This is a genomic window from Desulfocastanea catecholica, assembly GCF_054657295.1.
Map to the genome: position 1 here is coordinate 295,949 of NZ_BAAHYZ010000001.1, position 24,147 is coordinate 320,095.

Below are 24,147 nucleotides of genomic sequence, written 5' to 3' on the forward strand. Positions count from 1 at the left end.
CTTATGCCCGCATCCGTAAAAAGAAAAAGCCGGATTACCCCGCAGGGTAATCCGGCTTTTTCACCTGTCTCCACAACCTGAGGATATCAGCAGCCTTTAATACCTCAGCCGCCACTGCTGGGGGCGTCTTTTTTCAGCGGTGCCGGGCCGCCATCCTTGTTCAGGGGAGCGCCGATGGCATCACGGGAAATCTTTACGCTGACATCCTTGGCGATTTCCAGGGTGACAACCGTGTCGGTCAAAGCGGTAATAACGCCGTGCAGACCGCCTTTGGTGATGACTTTCTGGCCTTTTTTCAGGTCATTGAGGAAGGCCTGATGGGCTTTGGCCTGCTTCTGCTGCGGCCTGATCAACAAGAAGTAAAAAACAACAAAAATAAGAATGAGCGGAATAAATGAGGCAATTCCGCCGGCGCCGAAAGCTCCACCGGCACCTTCTCCAGCCGCATTAGCAATGCCTACCATAACAAAACCTCCAAAAAATTAACGGGAATATGTAAAAATCTGCTTCTTGAAACATCTTTTACATTGAGAACCACAAAACACCGTTCATGGTAATCATTCATGCTCGAGCTTGCTATAAAAATCTTTGCGAAAGCGGGCGAAATCGTCCGCCTCGATCGCCTGCCGGATAGCCGCCATCAAATGAAGGTAGTAATGCAGGTTATGGATGGTGTTCAAATGATAGCTGAGTATTTCCCGGGCCATAAACAGATGCCGCAGGTAGGCCCGGCTATAGTTTTGGCAGGTGTAACAGGTGCATTCCTCGTCAACAGGCCGGTGATCGTCACGAAACTGGGAATTCTTGATGGACAGCTTGCCCTTGGAGGTGAAAAGCGAGCCGTTCCGGGCGTTTCTCGTCGGCATGACGCAATCGAACATATCCACGCCGCGCCAGACACCTTCGACCAGGTCGGCCGGGGTGCCGACCCCCATCAGGTACACCGGATAGTCCTTCGGCAGGCAGGGCACCGTCGCTTCGGTCATGTCATGCATGAGCTGCTTTTCCTCGCCGACACTGAGACCGCCGATGGCGTAGCCGTCAAAGCCGATATCAACCAGGACGGCGGCGTGCTCGCGGCGTAAATCAGCATACATGCCGCCCTGCACGATGCCGAACAGCAGCCGCTCCCGCTTGCTGTGGGCCTCGCGGCATCTCTTCGCCCAGCGGCTGGTCAGATCGGTCGCCTTGACCGCCTCGTCCCGGGTGGCCGGAAAAGGGATACAGGTGTCCAGGCACATCATGATGTCCGAGCCGAGCGCCTGCTGCACATGAATGGCGTCCTCCGGACTGAGAAACAGTTTTGCTCCGTCGAGATGCGAGCGAAACGCCGCACCTTCCTCGGTGATCGTCGCCAGCTCTTTCAGGCTGAAGATCTGAAACCCGCCGCTGTCGGTGAGAATAGATCCCTTCCAGTTCATGAATTGATGCAGCCCGCCAAAACTCTCGATCAGCTCATGGCCCGGGCGGATATACAGATGATAGGTGTTGCCGAGGATGATCTGGGCGTTCATTTCCAGCAGGTTTTCCGGCGTCACCGCCTTGACGGTACCCTGGGTTCCCACCGGCATGAAGACCGGCGTCTGGAAAACGCCCTGTCGGGTGCGCACTTCGCCTCTTCTCGCCGCACATTCGGACGATTGGCAATGGAGGGTGAATGGGGATGTCTTATGCATTGTTTTGGTAAGGGAGTGGTAGTTATTATTTCAGCGTCTGTAAAACCCTGCAAGAAAGCATTCCTGAACCACTCTGTCAATGGCTATTCTCGCACAGTCTCCTGCGTGCAGTGCTTTAGGGTCATCCCGGCATTCTCATTGCATCGAAATCGCCACTTCTTCTTTGCTTTTCCGGTATTTTTCTGCATACTAGGAGGTAACGCCGACAGTAGCCGACCTCAACCGCAAATCCGACTGAACATGAAAACCGTTGTCATCATAGAAAATGAAGCCGTCGAGCCAAAACACCAGTTGCCGCTGAAGCACCTGTCGACCCTGGGCAGGCGCCTTCCCCTGGAAATCGGCTCGCCGATCAAACTGGAGTTCCCCCATCTCGACGCCCTTTTGGACAGTGAGATGGTCGGCATGCTGCAGGGGAACTGTCTGATCGTCACCAACCCGCAACCGTTTTCCGACCTCGAGGAGCTGGTCGGCAGCGAACAGCGGGTCATCATCAAGTATGTCCATAAGGGGCGGGTGTGGATGTTCAAGGCCCAGCTGCTGAAGACTGTCGAATCCCCGTCCCAGCTGCTTTTTTTCGAATACCCCGGGGTTATCCACTATCACGAACTGCGCAAAGCGAAAAGGACGCCGATTTTTATCCCCAGCACCTTCCATATCAAGGAGGAGCCTGAGCTGTACGGCACCCTCATCGATTTGAGCATGACCGGCAGTCTCTGCCAGATCAAACATAAGGGGGACAGACCTCTGCCGCAGATTGACATCAACAGCACCATCCTGCTCCGCTGCCTGCTGCCGGGGATCAAGGAAGAACAGCAGATCAACGGCCGGGTCCGCAACATCCAGATAGACCTGGAGGAAACGCGTATCGGTATCGAATTTGACAACCTGCAGCCGCACCTCGTCGACACCATTGGCAAGTATCTGTATTCGATCGAGAGTTTTTCTTGATGGCGTCGTAGGAGGTTGTCCTAAAGAGTCATAGCCCGGATGTCTTCTTCCTTGCCGGCAATGTCATTGGCCAGGCGAAACTGGCCGACCGCACGCTGCAGGTTTTCATCCTCCCATCGTACCTTGAAATAGCGGTTACCGTGCAGGTAATCGGTAAAAAAGCGCAGGCCGAGCTCAAAAGCGATCAGCAGCACGCCGGCAAAGATATACTCGCGCTGGCTTTTGTTCAGCACCTGCTTGGGTCCGGAAAAATAGCCGTCCAGCAAGGCCCGGCAGAGCTGCAGATCAAAGGTGATCGACCGGACATCCGCCCCGGTCTCGCCCATCCGGTTGCAGCAGGACCGCAGGCAGTCGCCCAGGTCGTGGTGCACCAACCCCATGGCCACGGTATCCAGATCAAGCAGGCCGAGGACTTCCCCCTGTTCGTCAAAGATAAAATTATCGATTTTCGGATCACCGTGGATCGGCTGCAGGACGAGAATCCCGGCCTGCCGGGCATCCTCGAGCGTCGTCGCCTGGGGCCGGTAGCGGTCAATCGTCGCCTGACAAAAGGCAGATTGCTCGCCGCCCGGAAGTCTCATGGTGCGCACTGTCCGGTCATAGTCGTGCAGATAGCCAGGCAGGTTATGAAAGCCCGGCAGCGGGTCACGAAGGGCCTGCTCCTCGAGATCAGCGGCAAGCCGGTGAAAGCGGGCCAGGGCCTGCCCGACGCGACGTGCCTGCGCGGGACCGGTGAGCCCCCGGCAACTCACATGCGGCAGGTAACTCTGGCCGCGCCAGAAGGCTCCGGTGTCGTCGCGGTACCAGGGATGATTGTCCCGGGTCGACACCGGCGAGGCGACCTGCAGCTGTTCTTGCTCCCCGTCGCTTTTCCGCTGCAGGTGGGCGGTGATTTTCTGGAAATTTTCGATGACCCGCAGGGGGTCGGGAAAGACTTCGCTGTTGATTTTCTGCAGGACAAAAGAAGAAGCGGCAACTCGCACCAGAAAAGTGTCGTTAATATTGCCGTGGCCAAGCGAGGAGACGGTGCAGTGAGCCGGGTCGCCGCAGAATGCGGCAAGGACGTCAGGGGGAACACTCTCACCAGCCATCGGCGCTCTTCCTGTGCAGCTCCAGCCGACCATAACGTGCCGCCCCAAGGAGGGCTGCGTCCCGGCGCAGGATGACATTGATCGGAATCTCTTGCATAAAACCGGACATTTGTCCCTTGGCGTGGAAGCTTTGTAAAAACCCGTCAAACTGCACATGGTCGATCAACCTCGGCAGGATGCCGCCGCCAAGATAGATGCCGCCTTTGGCATAGAGCTTCAGCGCCAGGTTGCCGGCCTCGCTGCCGAGAATGGACAGGAAAAGATCGATCACCCGCCGGCATAAAGGGCAGGACTTTACGCCCATCCCGCCAATTGTCCCGATAGCCCCTCCGACGATGACCGGAATCCTGTCCTGGGCCGTGTGCATCGCCTCGACTATCCAGGCAGATTCCTCTATCTGGTGATATTCCCTGCAGAAATCATACAGGTTGGCCAGTCCCGGGCCGGCGATCAACATTTCATAGCTGACCGGCTGTCTTTTTTTGCGCATCCAGACGAGGAGGGCAAGCTGTTCTTCATCGACCGGGGCAAAGTCGGTGTGGCCGCCTTCCGAACCGCGGACATATTCCTGTCCGCCGTATTCGACCAGCAAGCCCTCGCCAAGACCGGTACCCGGGGCAATAATCCCCCGTACCTCTCCCGCCCCCGGCGCCGCCTGAATTTCCAGGAGATCGTCCGGTTGAAGCATGGCCAGAGAGCTGCCCACCGCGGTCAGGTCATTGATCAGCACAACCCGTGAAAAACCAAAGCGTTGTTCCAGGCGGCGGCAGCCGATCTCCCAGGGCAGGTTGGTCATCCGCGCCGTGTCGCCGGAGACCAGGCCGGCCACGGCCAGACAGGCAAGCTGCGGCAGCTGTTCCAGTCCGGCCAGAAAATCTTCGAGAATCCGGTCAATGCCACTGAAGAAGGCATTGACATAGCGCTTTTGCACCAGCGCTCCGCCGTCCGCGCCGTCAAGCGGAAAAATTGCCACCTCGCTTTTCGTTCCGCCGATATCGGCTGCCAGAATCGTTGCCATTATCGCCTCCTACGTATCAATACATTGAATATCCCACGCCTCTGTTCGGCCGCTGTTATCGGGGTTTTTGACGATGGTGAATTCAAAAATTTTCGACGAATCGAGAAACAGTGCGTCATGGACCTCCTGCGCCTTGGAACAATGGAAAAAAACCGACTGGGCCTGCAACCCCTCCGGCGTCAGCCGGTAGTAGCGCATGAAGCCGAACCCTCTGTCCGGGTTATAGTTGAGGGAAATACCGCGCTGCCGGTTTTCCCCGCCCTGGGCCGGGATCGGCAAAAGTCCCGGGATAAGAAAGCCCGACAGGAAACTGTCCGCCGCCTCCTTGAGGTCATTGCTGACGTGATTAAAGCCGATGACTTCCACCCGGCAGCCCATGTTCTGCAGGGCCAGCACCAGCCGAATAAAATCGCCGTCGCCGGTGAGCAGAATGACCCGGTCGAGGTTTCGTGCCTGGAGCAGGGCATCGATGGCCAGATCCATATCGGCATTGGCCTTGGTGGTTAAAATACCCTCATCGTCGACAAAGTGTTTGACATACTTTTTAATCACCTTGAAGCCGCACTGGCGGATGACCTCATGGTAGCGATAGAGTTTCTGCCGATATTCGGCATCCTCCTTGGTCCGCTCCCGATCTTCCGCCAGATACGAGTTGGCCCGCAGCAGTGTTGAATTACCGGCGCCGGCAAGCTCGACCAGGACATCGTAGCGCATGCCGTAGCCGCCGCACATTCTAATATTTTCCGCATCGACATAGATTCCGGTCTTGAGCATATCGCGTCACTTATATTCAGATGATTCAGTCTATTCCCATTCAATGGTCGCCGGTGGTTTCGAAGAGATATCATAGACCACCCGGTTGACTCCGCGCACCTCGTTGATGATCCGACTGGAGATTTCGCTGAGGATTTCATAGGGCATCCTGGTCCAGTCCGCCGTCATGGCATCCCGTGAATCGACGGCACGGATGGCGATGACATGTTCATAGGTCCGGCCGTCGCCCATGACGCCGACCGTCTGGATCGGCAGAAGCACGGCAAAAGACTGCCAGACCTTGCGATACCAGCCGGCCTTGCGCATCTCATCGAGGACGATGACATCCGCCTGGCGCAGGATACGCAGCCGCTCGGCGGTCACCTCGCCCATGATCCTGATGCCGAGCCCCGGTCCAGGAAAAGGCTGCCGATAAATGGCCTCTTCCGGCAGGCCGAGTTCCAGGCCGAGTTCACGGACCTCGTCCTTGAACAGCTCGCGCAGGGGTTCTATCAGATCAAGCTGCATAATCTCCGGCAGGCCGCCGACATTATGATGGGATTTAATCGGCGCCTCGCCGCGGAAACTGACCGATTCAATGACATCGGGGTACAAGGTGCCCTGGGCAAGATATTTCACCCGGCCAATTTTTTTCGCCTCTTCGTCAAAGATTTTTATAAAGCCGAGACCAATGCGCTTGCGTTTTACCTCCGGATCCTCGACCCCCTGCAGTTCGCTGAGGAAATAGTCGGTGGCATCGATATCGATCAGCTTCAATTTGCTTTTTTCTTTGAAAAATCGCAGAATCGAGGCGGTTTCACCGGTACGCATCAGACCGTTATTGACATAAATGCAGGTGAGCTGGTCACCGATCGCCTTATGGATGATCGCCGCGACGACGGAGCTGTCGACCCCGCCGGATAGGGCACAGATAACGTTATCGCTGCCGACTTTCTGCCGAATGGCCTGGACGTTCTGCTCGATAAAGGAATGCATTGTCCATTCCGGCTGACAGTGACAGATGCCGAAGATGAAGTTGCGCAGCACATCGGTACCGATCAGCGTATGGGCCACTTCAGGGTGAAACTGTACCGCGTAAAAGGGCTGCTCCGTATGTCGCAGCGCCGCATAGGGCGAATTGTCACTGACGGCGGTCGCTTCAAAACCCTCGGGAATGACCTCGACGCGGTCGCCGTGGCTCATCCATACCTGATGCCTGAGACTGTCGATGACCAGCCCGGCGAACAGCCCGGCGGTATACTTGATGGTCAATTCCGCTTTGCCGAACTCACGTTTTTCGGCCTTTTCCACCTTGCCACCCAGCTGCTGAATCATCAACTGAGCGCCGTAGCAGATGCCGAGAATGGGGATGCCCAGCTCAAACAAGCCGGCATCGGAGTGGGGGGCATCGAGGTCATAGACGGAACAGGGGCCGCCGGACAAGACAATGCCGGACGGCTTGAGCTCTTTCAGCTTGTCGAGGGAAATGGAGAAAGGATGAATTTCGCTGTATACCTTCTGCTCTCTGATGCGTCTGGCAATCAGTTGGGTGGTCTGCGACCCAAAATCAAGGATGACTATTTTTTCGCTATGAATATCCATGGATTTTCTCGTGTTCTCCTCAATAGATGTTCCGGTAAATGGTTTCCGGACCTGGCAACCGTCACCCATCTTCCCGGTGGATCGAATTTGTCCGGCGCTTAAGATTCCTAAGCAGTCCGATAATTCGGTGCTTCCTTGGTAATAATCACATCATGCACATGGGATTCCCGCAGCCCGGCGGCGGAAATCCGTACAAACTTGGCCTTCTGCTGCAGATCGGCGATAGTCGCGGCACCAACGTAGCCCATGCCCGATCGCAAACCGCCGATCAGCTGATAGATGACCGTTGACAGCGGTCCGCGATAGGGTACCTTGCCTTCGATGCCTTCCGGTACCAGCTTGGAAGAGCTGGTCACCTCCGACTGAAAATAGCGATCGGCTGAGCCCTCGCTCTGATTCATCGCCCCAAGTGACCCCATGCCCCGATAGCCTTTGTAGGTTCTGCCCTGGTAGAGAAAGGTATCGCCCGGGGTTTCGTCGGTACCGGCAAAAAGGCTGCCGAGCATGACCGTACTGGCGCCGGCGCCGATAGCCTTGGCCAGGTCACCGGAATATTTGATACCGCCGTCGGAAATTATCGGGATATCGTATTTATTGGCCACCTTGACGCAATTCTGCAAAGCGGTCATCTGCGGCACGCCGACACCGGCGACGACGCGGGTGGTACAGATTGAACCGGGTCCGATGCCGACCTTCACGCCGTTGGCCCCGGCCTTGATCAGATCCGCCGTTCCCTCGCCGGTGGCGACATTGCCGGCAATAACCGACAGCTGGGGAAAGGCGGCCTTGACCCTGGCGACCGCCCGCAGCACACCTTTTGAATGACCGTGGGCGGAATCGACAACCACCACGTCCACCCCGGCCTTGATCAGCCTTTCCGCCTGGCTTTCGATATTGTCACCGACGCCGAGAGCGGCGCCAACGAGCAGGCGGCCGAAGGAATCCTTGGCGGCCAGGGGATATTTTCTAATTTTTTCCAGGTCCTTGATGGTGATCAGCCCCTTCAGGCCACCCATGTCGTCAACCACCAGCAGTTTCTCGATGCGATGCTCATGCAGCAGGGCTTTCGACTGCTCCAGGCTGATGCCCACCCTGGCGGTGACCAGGTTTTTCGAGGTCATGACGTCGGAGACCCGCAAGCCGTCATCGGAGACAAAACGAAGATCGCGGTTGGTGACGATGCCGGCCAGTTTGCCATCGTGCAGGACGGGCAGACCGGAAATTTTGTAGATGCTCATGATCTCCTGCACCTCGGCTACCGACTGATCCTGGGTAACGGTGATCGGATCGATGATCATCCCGGATTCGGACTTTTTCACCCGTTCGACCTCTATCGCCTGCTGCTCGATGGTCATGTTTTTGTGGATGATACCGATGCCGCCTTCCCGGGCCATGGCAATGGCCGTCAGGTGCTCGGTCACGGTGTCCATGGCCGAACTGGCCAGGGGGGTCTTGAGAAAGATAGAATCGGTGAGCCGGGTATCGAGGTTGACTTCGCTGGGAAGAACTTCGGAAGCGGAAGGTACGAGCAATAAATCGTCAAATGTAAGTGCGGTTTCTATATGATCTGGTAACATGTCCCCTCCTTGTCAGGGAGTGAAGTATAAAAGGCTGGTTCTGGTCCTCTTTGCAGGGGCAACGCTGGTGTTTTGCGGAAAAGGACGCCGGGGCCGCCTTTCATAATTCACATTATGCTCTATTTTTTAAAGTATCACAGTAAGGTTTCTTTATTAAAAACCTTATTTTTTATGATACCGGATAATATTACTTGAAATTTGATAATTTGGTAAAGAGGCGGATGCATACCGGTCCGCTCTTTGCCGACGAAGGAACTTTCACCACTATGCTGCTCGAAATCAACCCGATAAACCCTCAGCTCCGTCTTATTGAAAACGTCGTCAAGGCACTGAAGAACGGAGCGATAATCTGTTATCCCACCGATACCGGCTACGGCATCGGCTGCGATCTTTTCAATCAGAAAGCCATCAAACAGCTGGTCCAGTTGAAAAAAAGGCCGAAGGATAAGCCTTTTTCCTTCATGTGCTCCGACCTGACCGATATCAGTCAGTATGCCCATGTCTCGAATACCGCCTACCGCCTGATGAAAAAGAACCTGCCCGGACCCTATACCTTTGTCCTGCCGGGCACCAAGCTGGTGCCGAAGATCATGGCTACCAGGCAAAAGACCGTCGGTATCAGGGTATCCAGCCACCCGATCAGCAAACTCCTGCTCGAGACGCTGGGCAACCCCATCGTCAACACCAGTGTCCAGCTGGAAGAGGAAGAGACCAAACTGGCCGAACCCTACGAAATAGAACAGTATCTCGGCAAGAGAATTGAACTCGTCGTTGACGGTGGCCCAATCTATCCCGACCCCTCTTCGGTCATCGATCTGACCGGCGATACCCCGGAGATTCTCCGCGTCGGCAAAGGGGACGTCAATCCTTTTCGCTGATGAGTGCTTCCTTCAGAGATTTGCTCATGGTGAAATGCAGGGTCTTCCGATCGGGAATATCCATAATTTTTCCGGTGCGGGGATTTTTCGTTGACCGCGGTTTTCGCGGCCGCACGGAAAAACTGCCGAATCCACGCAACTCGATACGTCTCTCATCCTTCAGAGCCGTGGCCATAGTCTCCAGCATAATATCAACCGCCAGGCTGATATCCTGTTTCTGCATGGAGAGTTCACTGCTGACTTTATCTACCAGATCTTTTTTCAACATACCTAATTACGTATAATCAACTTGTTACCAAGGACGACCGTGCCGGTCGGTCCCCATAGATATAAAAAAAGGTTGTCTTGCCATACATCCGGCAAGACAACCTTTCAGCTGCATTCCAAGTGCCTTAAGCAGGCTGCTTCCTAATCGTTGTCAGAGGAGTCATTACCTTCCGCAGCCGCCTTCAGCAGATCGCCAAAAGTTGACGGCGCGGATTCGGCAGCGACCTTTTCAGCTTTTTTAAATTTTTCTACCGCTACCTCTTCGTCATCCCCCTCAAGGGTTTTCACGGAAAGGCCGATCTTACGATCTTTGGCAGAAACATTAATGACAATCGCCTTCAGGGTATCACCGACCTGATACATGCCGACCGGGGTTTTCACCTTATCTTTGGACAGTTCGGAGACATGGACGAGGCCTTCGATACCCTCTTCCAGTTTGACAAAGACACCAAAATCGGTGACGTTGGTGATCTCACCTTCAACGACGGTGCCGGAGGGGTAATTGTTATAGGCTGCCTGCCATGGATCGGGGACAAGTTGTTTGATACCGAGGGAGAACCGCTCATTTTCCTTGTCGATCTTCAGCACGACCGCCTGAATGGTCTCGCCTTTGGCGTACTTCTCCGATGGGTGTTTAATCCGCTCGGTCCAGGAGAGATCAGAGACATGGATCAGTCCGTCAATGCCCTCTTCGATGCCGATGAACACACCGAAGTCGGTAATATTTTTGATTTTTCCTTCAATAACCGAGCCGACCGGGTAATTTTCGGTGACCAGATCCCATGGGTTCGGCTGGAGCTGTTTCATGCCGAGCGAGATACGCTTGGTCTCGGTCTCGATATTTAAGACCATGACCTCGACTTCATCGCCGACGGAAACCATCTTGGAGGGATGACGCGGTTTCTTCGACCAGGTCATTTCGGAGACATGGATCAGACCTTCAACACCTTCTTCCAGTTCGACAAAAACACCGTAATCGGTAATGGACACCACCTTGCCTTTGGTCGTCTGATTCACCGGATATCTTTCGGTGACCGTCGCCCATGGATCGTCACGCAGCTGCTTCACACCCAGGGACACGCGATCATGCTCCCGGTCGTATTTGAGAACCTTAACCTCCAGCTCCTCGCCGACCTTATAGAGTTTCGCCGGATGGGAGACACGTCCCCAGGAAAGATCGGTGATATGGCAGAGACCGTCCATGCCGCCCATATCGATAAACAGACCGTAGTCGGTAATATTGGTAATGGCGCCCTTGATGATCTGGCCTTCTTCGAGCTTGGAGCGCATCTCTTCGCGAAGCTTGTTCCGTTCCTCTTCGAGGATAGCCCGGCGGGAAATAACCACGTTGTTTCTTTTCTTATTGAATTTCAGAATCTTGAAATCCATCGATTCGCCGATCAGCGCATCGAGATCCTTGACCGGACGAAGGTCGATCTGCGAATAGGGCAGGAACGCCGGAACGCCGATATCAACCGACATACCGCCTTTGACCCGGCTTTCGATTTTTCCGGAAATTGTGCCGTCAGCTTCCTGAATCTCGGCAATTCTTTCCCATACTTTTATTGCAATAGCCTTTTCTCTCGACAGGAGGAGTCCACCTTCTTCTTTGCGTCGCTCGACGAACACCTCGAACATATCACCAATTTTAATCTCTTCACCATCTTCCAGGCGGAATTCCGACTTGGCGATATAACTTTCTGCCTTATCGCCGACATCAACAAGCAGATAGTCGTCTACCGTACCGATAATGGTGCCCATAGCCACATCACCGACGGCGACTACCTTGTTGTTTTCTTCCATTTCGAAGAGTTCCGCAAAACTCATCTCTTCATTGCTGTCCTGGGTTGATTGATTAAGTTGTTCTGTCATGGATTTTACTCTTCCTGTAGACCAGAGGCCAAATGGTAAGGGTTAATTTATTTTCGCACACTAGGAGCCAGAAAATAAAAAGAAAATAAGGCACACTCCCGAAAAAGGGGCAACCTTTGTAGACATAAACCGCACTGTATAGCAATTTTTCGACGAAAGGACAACAACTTCTTGCAGGAAAGGATATTTTTTTCTTTTTGTTCGACCCGGCCACAGCCCATCGCAGCCGAGAATGTTTTTTGCTCTCATTCCCGGCGCATCATGAAGAGAACGTGTTTATGCGGATTTTTTTTCGAACTTGCCGCGGCTCCGGCTCGACCCGGCGTTTCGCGGTTTCCGCCCGGTGTTCCGCCGCGGCCGGGGAGTGGCCTGGTCGGCATCCGGACCTTTTTCCCGGCCTTTGGGCGGAGGGGTGAGGAGATTTTCATCCGGCAGCACACAGTCCAGTTTTTTGCCGATAAACTCCTCGATGGCCGGCAGATAAAAGGAACCTTCCTCACAGGCAAAGCTCACCGCCTTGCCTTCAGCGCCGGCCCGGCCGGTCCGGCCGATGCGATGGACGTAATCCTCCGGTTCGTAGGGCAAGGTGTAGTTCACCACAAAGGTAATGCCCTCGATGTGGATGCCGCGTCCGGCGACATCGGTCGCCACGAGGACTTTTACCTTGCCGGACCGGAAGCTCTCTAATCTGCTCACCCGTTTATTCTGGTCAACATCCCCGGACAACAGCACGCAGTCGATATTATTTCGCTGCAGACGGTTGGAGAGCCGCTTTGTCTCGTTTTTCATATTGGCGAAAACAATGATTCGATCATCCGGATTCTGCTGAATCAGATTATACAGAACGGCATATTTCTCTTCCGCCGTGACCAGATAGACGGTCTGCTCGACCGTTTCGACTGCCACCTGCTCCGCCTCCGCCTCGACCACTTTCGGCTGCACACTCCATTGCAGCGCCAGGCGCTGGACATCTTCCGAGACGGTGGCTGAAAAGAGCAGGGTCTGCCGGTCGTTTTTCGCCGGCAGCCGGCCGATGATTCGCCGGACATCGGGGATAAAGCCCATATCGAGCATTCGATCCGCCTCGTCGAGCACGAGGATTTTGCAGCCGCTCAGGTCGACGACTCTTTTATTCATAAAATCAATGAGACGCCCTGGGGTGGCCACCAGGAGATCGCACTGCTTATTTTGCAGATAGTCCATCTGTTTCTGGTAGTCGACGCCGCCGTAGACGGCACGCACCGAAAGATTACAGTATTTGGCGAACACCGCCCCCTCTTTGGCGATCTGCATCACCAACTCCCGGGTGGGTGCCAGGACCAGGGCCCGGACGTTTCCTTTGCCGGACTTCTTTTCCGCCAGCAGCCTGGACAGAATGGTGATCAGGAAAACGGCGGTTTTGCCGGTACCGGTATTGGCCTTGCCGACAAGATCCTTGCCGGCCAGGACATCCTCCAGCGCCTTTTCCTGAATCGGCGTGCAGTACTCGAAATGCTGATCGGCGATGGCCCGCATCACCGGCAAGGGGATGGGGTAGTCGTGGAAACGGCTTTTGCCTTCCATCGGGGTGACCGGAAAATCCTCCAGGCTCCAGGCCGGTTTGACCTTGGCCTTTTCCGGCGCGCGATATTTGCTTTTTTCCGCAACCGGGGCTGCGCTTTGTTTGAGGGGCGGTTGTTGTTTTTCGCCTGATTTTGCTGCCAAAGTGGCGGGCAGGTCCGGCTCGGTGGTACCTGCAGCCGGAGCTGCACGACCCAGCAATCTCCCGTATCGGTGTTTTCCGGCCTGGGCTATTCGCCTGATTTTTCTGCCTACGGCAAGGATAGTTTTTTTCATTATTGACTCAATATATAACCTAAAAGTGGCTCCGGCAGGGCTGGTTAAAATACTCGTGCCGGACCTGGCCTGCGCATACAGGCGGAGACAAAGCTCTCCCGTGACAGGTGGGTAAGTGACAGGTTGCGCCTGTTGCGCAACCAATGGAAGAGAAGTGGCGTAAGTGAACGAAACAGAAAGAATATATCTTTCGGACAACCTTGACAAACTCTTAAAAACCTCAATATTCGGATGGCTAAGTAAAATCACAGCTCAGACATCAACCAATTTACTCTATTTTCCGATGACCCGCAACTCCTCCATCAACGGCCCGAATAATGTTTCGAATTCAGGGATAGCCTTTTTCAGCACCGTGCCCACATAGGGGATTTCAGCGTCATTGACGACCAGATTGACCGAATAGGCCAGGGCCTGCAGGTCGTACAGGGTTTGAAACTGCTCGCCCAGCAGGACATAAAAAATATAGCGGCGGCGGGACATATCCATCATACGCATAAAACGATGGAATTTACCACTGTTGACACCGCCCGGCTCAAAACCGCTATGCAGAAAAACCGCTGCATAATTGACAAAGCGCATCTTGTCGATGGCTTCCTCCGCCGTCTGCGCCCGCTCGACGAGATAGCCAAATTCGGTGGCGGCTTTCACCACCATCGCGCGGCTCGGAGACTCCGGCATAAGTACCAGCGCCCTGGGGATATCCTCAACAACATCTCTTTCTTCAAAGGAGCCGTCTTTCAGCCAATCCGTGGCAGGCGGGGCCGGCGGCCTGACCCGTCCCGCCGGTGGCGATGCTTGCCGGGCGGGGCGATCGGCGTCAGTACCGGGACGAGCGGCCTGCAGACTCATTTCATCGAGACCGAACGGGACAGCGCAGTGGACACACTTCACCTTGAGCTTCTTACCGGGTTCGAGCCGCTGCACACTTTCCCGGATTTTATCGTTCAGCTTCAACTGCTTGCCGCAATGTGGACAATTCACTATCATAATTTCCTCATACCCTGGTTGGTCACTGCCGCCTGCCTGTCATCCCCGGCCATAGTACCCGTAACTTTCCTCTTGTTCCTGTTCCATAGCCAGATCGGTCAGACTGGTTGTCGCCTCGCCGCGCGCCGCCTTGATCCGGTCGAGCCCGCGGTTCATTTCCGCTCGATGCGAGCAGTAGGTAAAGGCAGTCTTCTCGGTTATCATTCCCTGGCTGTACAGTTCAAGTATGTGCTGATCAAAGGTACGCATATCAAGAGCCGAGCCTTCATTGATAACGTGGTAGAAGGTTTTATCTTCAGTCTCACCGTTTAAGATGAGATCCTTCACCCGTAAACTGGTGCGCAGAATCTCCATGGCCGCCACCCGTCCGCCACCGACACGGGGCAACAGGCGCTGGCTGACGATCCAGCGAATGGTATCGACAAGTCTGTTGCGAATCTGCGGCTGTTCATCCTGCTCGAACATGCCGAGGATACGGTTGATGGTCTGTCCGGCGTCGATGGTATGCAGGGTCGACAGCACCAGATGCCCTGTTTCCGCGGCGGTCAGACCGATCTCCATGGTGTCCCTATCGCGCATCTCACCGACCAGGATGACCTTTGGCGCCTGACGAAGCGCGGCCCGCATGCCCACGGCAAAGCTGCTGAAATCGTTGCCCAGTTCACGCTGATTGAAGGTGGCCTTATGCTGTTCGTGGACGTACTCGATAGGGTCTTCCAAAGTCACCACATGCACCGGTCGCTCATGGTTTATGCGGTTCAAGAGGGCGGCAAGCGATGTCGTCTTCCCTGTGCCGGTGGCCCCGGTAAAGAGGATAAGGCCGTTTAAATCGGCGGCCATCTTGCCGAAGGCTTCGGGAAAATGCATGCTCTCGATCGACGGCACCTCGGTTTCAAGTTTTCGCAGGACGGTGGTAAAATAGCCCTTCTGGGTGAAAATATTTACCCTGAACCTGGCCTTATCGGAAAGCGAATAGGAAAGGTCACACGATCCTTTTTCGACCAGATCCTTGAGCAGCCGCCGGTTATTGCCGATAAGATTAAGGGCAAAGGCTTCGGTCTGAAAGGGCGTCAATTCGGTGACCGGCGGCGAGACGGCAACCGGCACCAGCAGCCCGGACGACTCGACCTGCAACGATTTCCCCACGGTTATATTCAGGTCGGAAACGTTGTCATGGGACTCCAGCATTGCCGCTATCCAGTAGTCTATTTCCGTCTTTTTCATTTTGCTCCCTTGAAAAATTGTGCAATACCACTTGTTTTCATAGTATATTGTCTCTAAATTAACGTGGGTTGCAAGCTTTTTTTTTCTAATTTTCTACATATTTCTTTCCGTTATGGCTTCCCTATAAAAATTCCGGAGTACTATCATGGCAATACCATTGCGCAGCGCAACAACCACAGAGGGACGAAGAATGGCCGGTGCCCGCAGCCTCTGGCGGGCCAACGGCGTCAAGGAAGAGCAGTTCGGCAAACCGATCATCGCCATCGTCAACTCGTTCACCCAGTTCGTCCCCGGCCACGTCCACCTCCATGAAATCGGCCAGCACCTGAAAAAAATTATCGACAAGGCCGGCTGTTTTGCCGCCGAATTCAATACCATCGCCATCGACGACGGCATTGCCATGGGCCACGCCGGGATGCTCTACTCCCTGCCGTCCCGCGAGCTGATTGCCGACAGCGTCGAATATATGTGCAATGCCCATACGGTGGATGCGATGATCTGCATCAGCAACTGTGACAAGATCACCCCCGGCATGCTCATGGCCGCCATGCGCCTGAATATCCCGACCATCTTCGTCTCCGGCGGACCAATGGAGGCCGGTGTTGACGGCGACAAGCGATACGACCTGGTCGATGCCATGGTGCTCGCCGCCGACAATACGGTCAGCGACGAGGAGATCAACCGGGTGGAGCGCTGCGCCTGCCCGACCTGCGGCTCCTGCTCGGGGATGTTCACCGCCAATTCCATGAACTGCCTGAACGAGGCCCTCGGCCTGGCGCTGCCCGGCAACGGCACGATAGTCGCCACCCATGCCAATCGTAAACTGCTCTTTGAACGGGCGGCCGAACGTATCGTGGCCATGGCCTCGGCCTGGTACGACCGGGAAGACAGCTCGGTGCTGCCCCGGTCCATCGCCACCAAAAGCGCCTTTATGAACTCCATGACCCTGGATATCGCCATGGGCGGCTCGACCAACACCGTCCTGCACCTGCTGGCTATCGCCCATGAGGCCGGGGTCGATTTTACCATGGACGATATTGACCGCCTGTCGCGCCGGGTACCCAACCTGTGCAAGGTTTCTCCGTCTTCCAGCTACCATATTGAAGACGTCAACCGTGCCGGCGGCATCATGGCCATTCTCGGCGAGCTCGACCGGGCCGGGCTGCTCGATGCAACCGTCCATCGAGTCGACAGCCCGACTCTGGGCGAAACCCTGGACAAATGGGACATCTCCCGCCCCGGCCACAGCCAGGAAGCGGCCGCGCTGTACCTGAGCGCGCCGGCTGCCGCCGGGCTGAATCTGGTCATGGGCTCGCAGAACACCATGTACAAAAAAGCCGACCTTGACCGCGAGGCCGGATGTATCCGGGACATGGCCCACTGCTACAGCAAGGAGGGCGGACTTGCCGTCCTGTTCGGCAATATCGCCGAGAACGGCTGTATCGTCAAAACCGCCGGCGTCGATCCGTCAATTTTTCAATTCTCCGGCACCGCCCGGGTGTTCTCCTCCCAGGAGGCCGCCTGTGAGGCTATTCTCGGCGGTGGCATCAAGGCCGGTGACGTTATCATTATTCGATACGAAGGCCCGAAAGGTGGACCCGGCATGCAGGAGATGCTCTACCCGACCTCCTACCTGAAATCGATCCATCTCGGCGCGGCATGCGCCCTGGTCACCGACGGACGTTTCTCCGGCGGCACCTCGGGGTTGTCAATCGGCCACGTTTCGCCGGAAGCGGCGGCCGGCGGGGCCATTGCCCTGCTTGAAGACGGCGACACAATCAACATCGACATCCCGGCAAGAACGATTAGTGTTGCCCTCACCGACGAGGAACTCGCGGCGCGGAGAGTAAAGGAACAGGCAAAAGGAGCCGCCGCCTATAAACCGACCAACCGGGACAGGCCTATCAGCAAGGCCCTGCAGGCATACGCCCTTTTCGCCGCCTCGGCTGATAAGGGTGCGGTGCGTATTGTCCCTGAATAAGGAGCCTGCCCGAGAATGCCGAATGACGATATCTTGTATCACCGATAACAGAGGAGCGATTCTTGAAACCGACAAACACACAAGATCCGGAATATTTTCATAAAGTCATCGACTGCCAGTACGCCTGTCCGTCGCACACCCCGGTGCCGGAATATATCCGGCTGATCAGCCAGGGCAAGTACGATGAGGCGTTCAAAATCAACTGGATTTCCAATGTCTTCCCCGGCATCCTCGGACGTATCTGTGACCGGCCCTGCGAGCCTGCCTGTCGACGGACCCGGGTCGAGGAGACCCCGGTGGCCATCTGCCGGCTGAAAAGGGTCACCTCGGATTTTAAAAGCGACAGCACCGACTTCCTGCCCGAGGTTCCCAGCGAAAAAAACGGCAAAAAAATTGCGCTCGTCGGCGGCGGTCCTGCCTCGCTTACCGTCGCCCGCGACCTGCTGCCGCTCGGTTACGAGATTGACCTCTACGATGATCAGTCGAAGGCCGGGGGGTTTATCCGCACCCAGGTGCCCTCCTTCCGCTTACCCGAGAGAGTGCTCAATGAAGAGGTCGACCGCATTCTCAACATGGGCGTGACCAGCCATTTCAATCACTATGTCGAGAACCTGAAGACCATTGCCGACAAGGGTTACGACGCCATCTTCGTCGGCACCGGCGCCCCGCGCGGCCGTGACCTGCCGGATCTGCCCGGCAGGATTGCCGGCGATGCGTCGATTTTTATCGGCATCGAATGGCTCGCCTCGGTGCTCTACCGCCACGTCACCTCAACCCCGGAAAAAGTGCTGGTGCTCGGCGGCGGCAACACGGCCATGGACTGCTGCCGCATGGCACGAAGGCTCGGCGGAGAAGACGTCCGGGTCATCGTCCGCAGCCCACGCGCCGATATGAAGGCCTCACCCTGGGAGATCGAGGATGCCGAGGACGAGGGCATCCCCATTATCGACAACCACTCCCCGGTCGATTTTGTCGTTGAAGACGGGCGACTGATCGGCATGCATTTCCAGAAAATGACCGCCGAATACGATGCGGACGGCAAACGCAAACTGCTCGCCACCAAGGAACCGCCGGTCTTTATCGCCTGCGACCAGGTGCTCCTCGCCGTCGGCCAGCAGAATGCCTTTCCTTTCATCAAGGAAGATATGCACATAGAAATGAATGAGCATGGACTTCCCGTCCTTGACGAGAAAACGTATCAATCTTCCATACCGCATATCTTTTTTGGCGGCGATGCCGCCTTTGGGCCGAAAAATGTCATCACCGCCGTGGCCCATGGCCATGAGGCGGCGATCTCCATCGATCTCTTCTGCCGGGGCAAGGATCTCCACGACCGACCGGCCCCCTGGACCAATCTGGTCAGCCAGAAGATGGGCATGCAGGACTGGATCTACGACAGCCACGTCTCCCCTGACAAACGTTATGCGGTGCCGACGGCCGACCGGGTCAAATCGCTGAAGGACCGCTTGGTCGAAGTTGAACTGGGGTTCAATAAAAAAACCGGCCACCAGGAGGCCATGCGCTGCCTGAACTGCGATGTGCAGACGGTTTTCGACTACTCCACCTGTATCGAGTGCGATGCCTGTGTCGATATCTGTCCGGAATTCTGCATTAACTTCGTTGAAAATGGCGACGAAGACGATCTCCGCACACGACTTCTCGCCCCGGCCGATAACCTGGAACAGGCCCTCTACGTCTCGGAACTCCTGCCCACCGGCCGGGTCATGGTCAAAGATGAGAATGTCTGCCTGCATTGCGGGCTCTGCGCCGAACGCTGCCCGACTTCCTCCTGGGAAATGGTGCAGTTTACCTATAATTCCGCCGTGGCAGGTCAAAAATGAACAAGATAGAGAGTGTCAACGACTTTGTCGTCCGTTTCGCCAACGTCAACGGCTCCGGCTCGGCCAGCGCCAACAATCTTTTTGCCAGGGCCATTTTCCGGCTCGGCGTTCCGGTCAGCCCGAAAAACATCTTTCCCTCGAACATTCAGGGGCTGCCGACCTGGTATGAGGTGCGGGTCAACGAGCATGGCTTTCTCGGCAGACGGGGCGGGGTCGATCTGGCCGTGGCCGTCAACGGCCAGACCCTTTTCCAGGATTACCAGGAGGTTCTGCCCGGCGGCTACTTTCTCTACGATTCCACCAGGGAATTGTCAGATGAATTCAACCGTGACGATATCACCGTCATCGGCGTACCGCTCACCACTCTCTGTAATGACGAGTTCAAAAATCCCAAACTGCGCCAGCTGCTGCGCAATATCATTTATGTCGGCGCCCTGTCCTTTCTCCTCGATCTGGACTTTTCCATTCTGACCGAGTCCATCGACAAACAGTTTCGCAAAAAACCCAAGCTGGGCGAACCCAATATCAAGGCCCTCGAGCTCGGCTTCGCCTACGCCAAAGAGCATCACGCCGGGATCTGCCGGCTGTCGGTACGAAAGTCGAACAAACTCGGCGACGAAATCCTTGTCGACGGTAATGCCGCCCTCGGCCTGGGCGCCGTCTATGCCGGGGCCACGGTCACCGGCTGGTATCCGATCACCCCATCCACCTCGGTGGTCGAGGCCTTTGAGCGCTACAGCCGGCAATTCCGAACGGAACAGGACACCGGCCGCAACAAGGTGGCCATCCTGCAGGCAGAAGATGAACTGGCGGCCATCGGCATCGTCATCGGTGCCTCGTGGAATGGCGCCAGAGCCTTTACCGCCACCTCCGGCCCGGGTATTTCCCTGATGAGCGAATTTCTCGGCCTGGCCTATTTCGCCGAAATTCCGACGGTGGTGATCAATGTCCAGAGAGCCGGCCCAAGTACCGGCATGCCGACCCGCACGCAGCAGGCCGACCTGCTGGCCTGCGCCTACGCCTCGCACGGCGATACGAAAAACGTCCTGCTCTTCCCCTGTGATCCGAAGGAATGTTTTGATCTCGGGGCCGATGCCTTTGATCTCGCCGAGCGGCTGCAGACGCCGGTCATTGTCATGCTCGACCTCGATCTCGGCATGAACGACCATGTCAGCGCTCCTCTTGTCTGGGACGATGATCGCAAATACGACCGCGGCAAGGTGCTCAGCGCCGAAGAGCTGGACAGCCGCCAGGAGAAATGGGGACGCTATCTCGATGTCGACGGCGACGGCATCTGCTACCGGACCTATCCCGGGACGCATCCGACCAAAGGCGCCTATGTCACCCGGGGAACCTCGCATAACGAATATGCCGGATACACCGAGGAAAGCCCCATTTACCAGGCCGGGATGGAGCGTCTTCTGGTGAAATGGCAGACCGCCCGCAGCCTGATGCCGGCGCCGCACATCAAGATCCGGGACACCGGTGCTGCTGTCGGCGTGGTTTTTTTCGGCACCACCACCCACGCCGCCTATGAGGCTATCAGTCGCCTGGCGGAGCAGGGGCTGAACATCAACAGCCTGCGGCTGCGCGCCTTTCCCTTCCAGGAAGAGGTGGTCGATTTTATCAACAGACACCAGTTGATCTTTATCATTGAACAGAACCGCGACGGGCAGCTGCGCACCATGTTGATGACGGAAAATGATATTTCCCCGCGAAAGCTGCGCTCCATACTCAACTTCGATGGGTTGCCCATCACCGCTGATTTCATTACCGAGAAAATCCAGGCTCTCCTTGCCAAGGAGCATCCGGAACATCTCCAGGTTTCCCAGGGAGGACAAGCATGAGCTTTGAGCGACCAAATTTTCGCCATCCAAAACTTGCAAAAAATTCGGCAGGATATTCCCGCACCGATTATGAAGGGGCAATTTCCACCCTCTGTGCCGGCTGTGGTCACGACTCGACGACCAACGCTATTATCCAGGCATGTTTTGAATTGTCGGTGGAGCCGCATCGGGTGGCGAAAATGTCCGGTATCGGCTGCTCGTCAAAAACGCCGGCCTATTTTCTCAGTAAATCCCACGGCTTCAATGCCGTGCACGGGCGTATGCCGTCGGTAGCCACCGGGGCCAACATGGCCAATCGCCAGCTGCTGTACATCGGCATTTCCGGCGACGGCGATACCGCCTCCATCGGCATGGGCCAGTTTGCCCACGCCCTGCGCCGCAACCTCAACCTCAATTACATCTGCATGAACAACGGCTGCTATGGCCTGACCAAGGGGCAGGACTCGGCAACCGCCGATAAAGGGTCGGTGGGCAAGAGAGGTGCGCCGAACCCGTATTCCTCCATCGACCTGTGCGAACTGGCCATCGAACTGGGCGCCAGTTATGTCGCCAGAGGCTTTTCCGGCGACAAGCAGCAGCTGGTACCGCTGATCAAGGGTGCCATGGCCCACAACGGCCTGGCCTTTATCGATGTCATTTCGCCCTGCGTCACCTTTAACAACACCTCCACCTCGACCAAGAGCTATGAGTATGTCCGGGAACATATCGAGGCGACCAACACCTTTGATTTTGTCCCCCTGCAGCAGGAAATCCTCGCGCAATATGCCGAAGGGGCAAGTCAGGAGGTGGTGATGCACGACGGCAGTATCATCCATCTGCACAAGGCGGATTCGCGTGAAGATGTCACCGACCGGCTGCAGGCGGTGAACAAACTGGAATTGGAAAAAAAGCGGGGCAGGCTGCTCACCGGCCTTTTATATGTCAACCCGGACATCCAGGAGACCCACGATATCATCAATTCGACTCTCCGGCCGCTGAATACCCTGACCGAGGCGGATCTCTGCCCCGGTAATAGTGCGTTGCAACTAATCAACGACAGTTTGCGCTAGTACGCATTGACAGCGAGGCGTAGCCGTGCAGAAACTTTTTAAACAGATCCTCACTTCCCGTGTCTACGAAGCAGCGGTAGAAACATCGCTTGACACGGCGGCAGGCCTCTCCAGGCGACTCGACAACAGAATCCTCCTGAAACGAGAGGACCAGCAGCCGGTTTTCTCCTTCAAACTGCGGGGTGCCTATAATAAGCTGGCCCACCTGTCACCTGCGGAGCGGGACAGAGGGGTCATTACCGCTTCCGCCGGCAACCACGCCCAGGGCGTCGCCTTTGCCGCCGCCAGACTGGGCATACGGGCGCTGATCGTCATGCCGCAGACCACACCAAAGATAAAGATCGATGCGGTGCGGGGTTTCGGCGGCGAGATAGTCCTGTACGGCAATACCTACTCGGATTCGGCAAGCCACGCCGAAAAGCTTACCCTGGAAACGGCCATGGTCCCGGTCCATCCCTTTGATGACGAACTGGTCATTGCCGGACAGGGAACCATCGCCGTTGAACTGCTGCGGCAGAATCCCGGCCGGCTTGACGCGGTCTTCGTCCCGGTCGGCGGCGGCGGACTTATCAGCGGCATGGCCCTGTACCTGAAGACCCTGCGCCCGGAGATCCAGGTGATCGGTGTGGAACCGGTGGACAGCGACGCCATGTACCAGTCCCTGGCTGCCGTGAAACGGATTTCCCTTGACTCGGTGGGCATTTTTGCCGACGGGGTGGCGGTCCGCAAGGTCGGCGTACTCACTTTTGCACTGTGCCAAAAATACGTCGATAGAATAATCCGGGTGACCACCGATGAGTTATGCGGCGGCATCAAGGCGATCTACCAGGCGACCCGCGCCATTGTCGAACCGGCGGGCGGCCTGGGCATGACCGGCCTGCTCAAATATATCCAGGAGACCGGCTGCACCGGGCAGACCCTGGCGGCCATCAACTCCGGGGCCAATATGAATTTTGAACGGCTGCGGTATGTCACGGAACGGACCATGGTCGGTGAAAAGCAGGAGGCACTCTTTGCCGTGACCATTCCCGAGAGGCCCGGCAGCCTGAAGGCCTTCTGCCGTGACATGGTCGGAGAAAGAAATATTACCGAATTCAACTACCGGCTGTCGAGCCGAAAGGAGGCGCATATATTTGTCGGCATCTCCATTCGCAAGGAACAGGAACGCTTTGATTTTGCTGCCCAGCTCAGTGCGGCGGGCTATGAAAATCTTGATATTACCGACAACGACCTGGCCAAGACGCATATTCGTTACATGGTCGGCGGCAAATCGGGCGTGGTCGACCATGAACGGCTGTTTCGCTTCCAGTTTCCGGAAACCCCCGGCGCCCTCACCCGTTTTCTTCGTGCCACCCGGGGCCGGCACAATATTTCTCTTTTTCATTACCGGGCCGATGGCGGTGATTTCGGCCGGGTGCTTATCGGCCTGGAGTCGCCGGAGGAAAAAGCCGGCGAACTGGAAAAGCGACTCGACGCCCTCGGCTACCGCTACCAGGAAGAGACCGACAACCCGGCCTACACCCTGTTTCTTTAGCAGGCTCTTCGTTGCCTGGTATTGCACTCAGCGACTAAAAAACATCTTTCTCTGCAAGAGATATTGATCTCCTGCCTGTCACTCGTTAGTTTATGAGTATATGATACGTGTGTAACGACAGATACCTTCTGCCTGAAACAGATAAGGTCCGGGCGCTCTTCCT

The 24,147-nt window shown here is 56.1% G+C and carries 19 protein-coding genes; 7 read left to right on the top strand and 12 right to left on the bottom strand.

Annotated elements, in window-relative coordinates:
• Positions 1-104: 104 nt before the first annotated feature.
• On the bottom strand, positions 105-464 hold the full coding sequence (yajC, locus tag ACYQ8U_RS01315) for a preprotein translocase subunit YajC (protein ID WP_459943696.1): 360 nt from the start codon (positions 462-464) through the stop codon (positions 105-107).
• A gap of 93 nt (positions 465-557) precedes the next feature.
• Entirely contained in the window at positions 558-1,676 is a 1,119-nt protein-coding gene (tgt, locus tag ACYQ8U_RS01320; RefSeq protein ID WP_459943697.1) for a tRNA guanosine(34) transglycosylase Tgt, read from the bottom strand.
• 240 nt (positions 1,677-1,916) lie between these two features.
• On the opposite strand from tgt, the gene ACYQ8U_RS01325 reads away from it, so the two are divergent.
• Positions 1,917-2,627, top strand: a complete 711-nt coding sequence (locus ACYQ8U_RS01325; protein WP_459943698.1) for a PilZ domain-containing protein — start codon at positions 1,917-1,919, stop codon at positions 2,625-2,627.
• 20 nt (positions 2,628-2,647) lie between these two features.
• Here the strand turns inward: ACYQ8U_RS01325 and ACYQ8U_RS01330 are convergent, their stop codons facing one another.
• From ACYQ8U_RS01330 to guaB, 5 genes are all read right to left on the bottom strand, one after another.
• Positions 2,648-3,718: a phosphotransferase enzyme family protein gene (locus ACYQ8U_RS01330; RefSeq protein ID WP_459943699.1), complete on the bottom strand. Its 1,071-nt coding sequence runs from the start codon at positions 3,716-3,718 to the stop codon at positions 2,648-2,650.
• Positions 3,708-4,736: a glucokinase gene (gene glk, locus ACYQ8U_RS01335; protein ID WP_459943700.1), complete on the bottom strand. Its 1,029-nt coding sequence runs from the start codon at positions 4,734-4,736 to the stop codon at positions 3,708-3,710. The genes ACYQ8U_RS01330 and glk overlap by 11 nt, the downstream gene beginning before the upstream one ends.
• A gap of 9 nt (positions 4,737-4,745) precedes the next feature.
• Positions 4,746-5,510, bottom strand: coding sequence for a LabA-like NYN domain-containing protein (locus ACYQ8U_RS01340; protein ID WP_459943701.1), 765 nt, complete (start codon positions 5,508-5,510; stop codon positions 4,746-4,748).
• Between the two features lie 30 nt (positions 5,511-5,540).
• Positions 5,541-7,091, bottom strand: a complete 1,551-nt coding sequence (gene guaA / locus ACYQ8U_RS01345) for a glutamine-hydrolyzing GMP synthase (protein ID WP_459943702.1) — start codon at positions 7,089-7,091, stop codon at positions 5,541-5,543.
• Between the two features lie 107 nt (positions 7,092-7,198).
• Positions 7,199-8,668: an IMP dehydrogenase gene (guaB, locus tag ACYQ8U_RS01350; RefSeq protein WP_459943703.1), complete on the bottom strand. Its 1,470-nt coding sequence runs from the start codon at positions 8,666-8,668 to the stop codon at positions 7,199-7,201.
• 266 nt (positions 8,669-8,934) lie between these two features.
• On the opposite strand from guaB, the gene ACYQ8U_RS01355 reads away from it, so the two are divergent.
• Positions 8,935-9,546 carry an L-threonylcarbamoyladenylate synthase gene (locus tag ACYQ8U_RS01355; protein WP_459943774.1) on the top strand — a complete coding sequence of 204 codons (612 nt, stop codon included), beginning with the start codon at positions 8,935-8,937 and terminating at the stop codon, positions 9,544-9,546.
• On the opposite strand, the gene ACYQ8U_RS01360 is transcribed toward ACYQ8U_RS01355, so the two are convergent.
• From ACYQ8U_RS01360 to ACYQ8U_RS01380, 5 genes are all read right to left on the bottom strand, one after another.
• Positions 9,530-9,814, bottom strand: coding sequence for an HU family DNA-binding protein (locus tag ACYQ8U_RS01360; RefSeq protein WP_459943704.1), 285 nt, complete (start codon positions 9,812-9,814; stop codon positions 9,530-9,532). The genes ACYQ8U_RS01355 and ACYQ8U_RS01360 overlap by 17 nt on opposite strands.
• Before the next feature lie 140 nt (positions 9,815-9,954).
• Positions 9,955-11,685, bottom strand: a complete 1,731-nt coding sequence (locus tag ACYQ8U_RS01365; RefSeq protein ID WP_459943705.1) for a 30S ribosomal protein S1 — start codon at positions 11,683-11,685, stop codon at positions 9,955-9,957.
• Positions 11,686-11,961: 276 nt separating this feature from the next.
• Entirely contained in the window at positions 11,962-13,521 is a 1,560-nt protein-coding gene (locus ACYQ8U_RS01370; RefSeq protein WP_459943706.1) for a DEAD/DEAH box helicase, read from the bottom strand.
• Between the two features lie 273 nt (positions 13,522-13,794).
• Positions 13,795-14,508 (bottom strand): zinc ribbon domain-containing protein, encoded by a 714-nt coding sequence (locus tag ACYQ8U_RS01375; protein ID WP_459943707.1) that lies wholly within the window; start codon positions 14,506-14,508, stop codon positions 13,795-13,797.
• Positions 14,509-14,547: 39 nt separating this feature from the next.
• Positions 14,548-15,732: a type IV pilus twitching motility protein PilT gene (locus tag ACYQ8U_RS01380; RefSeq protein ID WP_459943708.1), complete on the bottom strand. Its 1,185-nt coding sequence runs from the start codon at positions 15,730-15,732 to the stop codon at positions 14,548-14,550.
• Between the two features lie 145 nt (positions 15,733-15,877).
• Between ACYQ8U_RS01380 and ilvD the strand changes: the two genes are divergently transcribed.
• The 5 genes from ilvD (at position 15,878) to ilvA (ending at position 23,984) form a co-directional block, all read left to right on the top strand.
• The gene (ilvD, locus tag ACYQ8U_RS01385; protein WP_459943709.1) at positions 15,878-17,713 is read left to right on the top strand and encodes a dihydroxy-acid dehydratase; all 1,836 of its coding nucleotides are present in this window, start codon (positions 15,878-15,880) and stop codon (positions 17,711-17,713) included.
• Positions 17,714-17,775: 62 nt separating this feature from the next.
• On the top strand, positions 17,776-19,554 hold the full coding sequence (locus ACYQ8U_RS01390; protein ID WP_459943710.1) for an FAD-dependent oxidoreductase: 1,779 nt from the start codon (positions 17,776-17,778) through the stop codon (positions 19,552-19,554).
• Positions 19,551-21,401, top strand: coding sequence for a 2-oxoacid:acceptor oxidoreductase subunit alpha (locus tag ACYQ8U_RS01395; protein ID WP_459943711.1), 1,851 nt, complete (start codon positions 19,551-19,553; stop codon positions 21,399-21,401). Before ACYQ8U_RS01390 ends, ACYQ8U_RS01395 begins: the two co-directional genes overlap by 4 nt.
• Positions 21,398-22,450 carry a 2-oxoacid:ferredoxin oxidoreductase subunit beta gene (locus ACYQ8U_RS01400; RefSeq protein WP_459943712.1) on the top strand — a complete coding sequence of 351 codons (1,053 nt, stop codon included), beginning with the start codon at positions 21,398-21,400 and terminating at the stop codon, positions 22,448-22,450. The genes ACYQ8U_RS01395 and ACYQ8U_RS01400 overlap by 4 nt, the downstream gene beginning before the upstream one ends.
• A 25-nt stretch (positions 22,451-22,475) precedes the next feature.
• The gene (gene ilvA / locus ACYQ8U_RS01405) at positions 22,476-23,984 is read left to right on the top strand and encodes a threonine ammonia-lyase, biosynthetic (RefSeq protein ID WP_459943713.1); all 1,509 of its coding nucleotides are present in this window, start codon (positions 22,476-22,478) and stop codon (positions 23,982-23,984) included.
• Positions 23,985-24,147 lie beyond the last annotated feature (163 nt).

What these genes read in the sequence shown, in the direction of transcription:
- yajC (WP_459943696.1), bottom strand. Translation starts at nt 464, where the DNA reads ATGGTAGGCATTGCTAATGCGGCTGGAGAAGGTGCCGGTGGAGCTTTC.
- tgt (WP_459943697.1), bottom strand. Translation starts at nt 1,676, where the DNA reads ATGCATAAGACATCCCCATTCACCCTCCATTGCCAATCGTCCGAATGT.
- ACYQ8U_RS01325 (WP_459943698.1), top strand. Translation starts at nt 1,917, where the DNA reads ATGAAAACCGTTGTCATCATAGAAAATGAAGCCGTCGAGCCAAAACAC.
- ACYQ8U_RS01330 (WP_459943699.1), bottom strand. Translation starts at nt 3,718, where the DNA reads ATGGCTGGTGAGAGTGTTCCCCCTGACGTCCTTGCCGCATTCTGCGGC.
- glk (WP_459943700.1), bottom strand. Translation starts at nt 4,736, where the DNA reads ATGGCAACGATTCTGGCAGCCGATATCGGCGGAACGAAAAGCGAGGTG.
- ACYQ8U_RS01340 (WP_459943701.1), bottom strand. Translation starts at nt 5,510, where the DNA reads ATGCTCAAGACCGGAATCTATGTCGATGCGGAAAATATTAGAATGTGC.
- guaA (WP_459943702.1), bottom strand. Translation starts at nt 7,091, where the DNA reads ATGGATATTCATAGCGAAAAAATAGTCATCCTTGATTTTGGGTCGCAG.
- guaB (WP_459943703.1), bottom strand. Translation starts at nt 8,668, where the DNA reads ATGTTACCAGATCATATAGAAACCGCACTTACATTTGACGATTTATTG.
- ACYQ8U_RS01355 (WP_459943774.1), top strand. Translation starts at nt 8,935, where the DNA reads ATGCTGCTCGAAATCAACCCGATAAACCCTCAGCTCCGTCTTATTGAA.
- ACYQ8U_RS01360 (WP_459943704.1), bottom strand. Translation starts at nt 9,814, where the DNA reads ATGTTGAAAAAAGATCTGGTAGATAAAGTCAGCAGTGAACTCTCCATG.
- ACYQ8U_RS01365 (WP_459943705.1), bottom strand. Translation starts at nt 11,685, where the DNA reads ATGACAGAACAACTTAATCAATCAACCCAGGACAGCAATGAAGAGATG.
- ACYQ8U_RS01370 (WP_459943706.1), bottom strand. Translation starts at nt 13,521, where the DNA reads ATGAAAAAAACTATCCTTGCCGTAGGCAGAAAAATCAGGCGAATAGCC.
- ACYQ8U_RS01375 (WP_459943707.1), bottom strand. Translation starts at nt 14,508, where the DNA reads ATGATAGTGAATTGTCCACATTGCGGCAAGCAGTTGAAGCTGAACGAT.
- ACYQ8U_RS01380 (WP_459943708.1), bottom strand. Translation starts at nt 15,732, where the DNA reads ATGAAAAAGACGGAAATAGACTACTGGATAGCGGCAATGCTGGAGTCC.
- ilvD (WP_459943709.1), top strand. Translation starts at nt 15,878, where the DNA reads ATGGCAATACCATTGCGCAGCGCAACAACCACAGAGGGACGAAGAATG.
- ACYQ8U_RS01395 (WP_459943711.1), top strand. Translation starts at nt 19,551, where the DNA reads ATGAACAAGATAGAGAGTGTCAACGACTTTGTCGTCCGTTTCGCCAAC.
- ACYQ8U_RS01400 (WP_459943712.1), top strand. Translation starts at nt 21,398, where the DNA reads ATGAGCTTTGAGCGACCAAATTTTCGCCATCCAAAACTTGCAAAAAAT.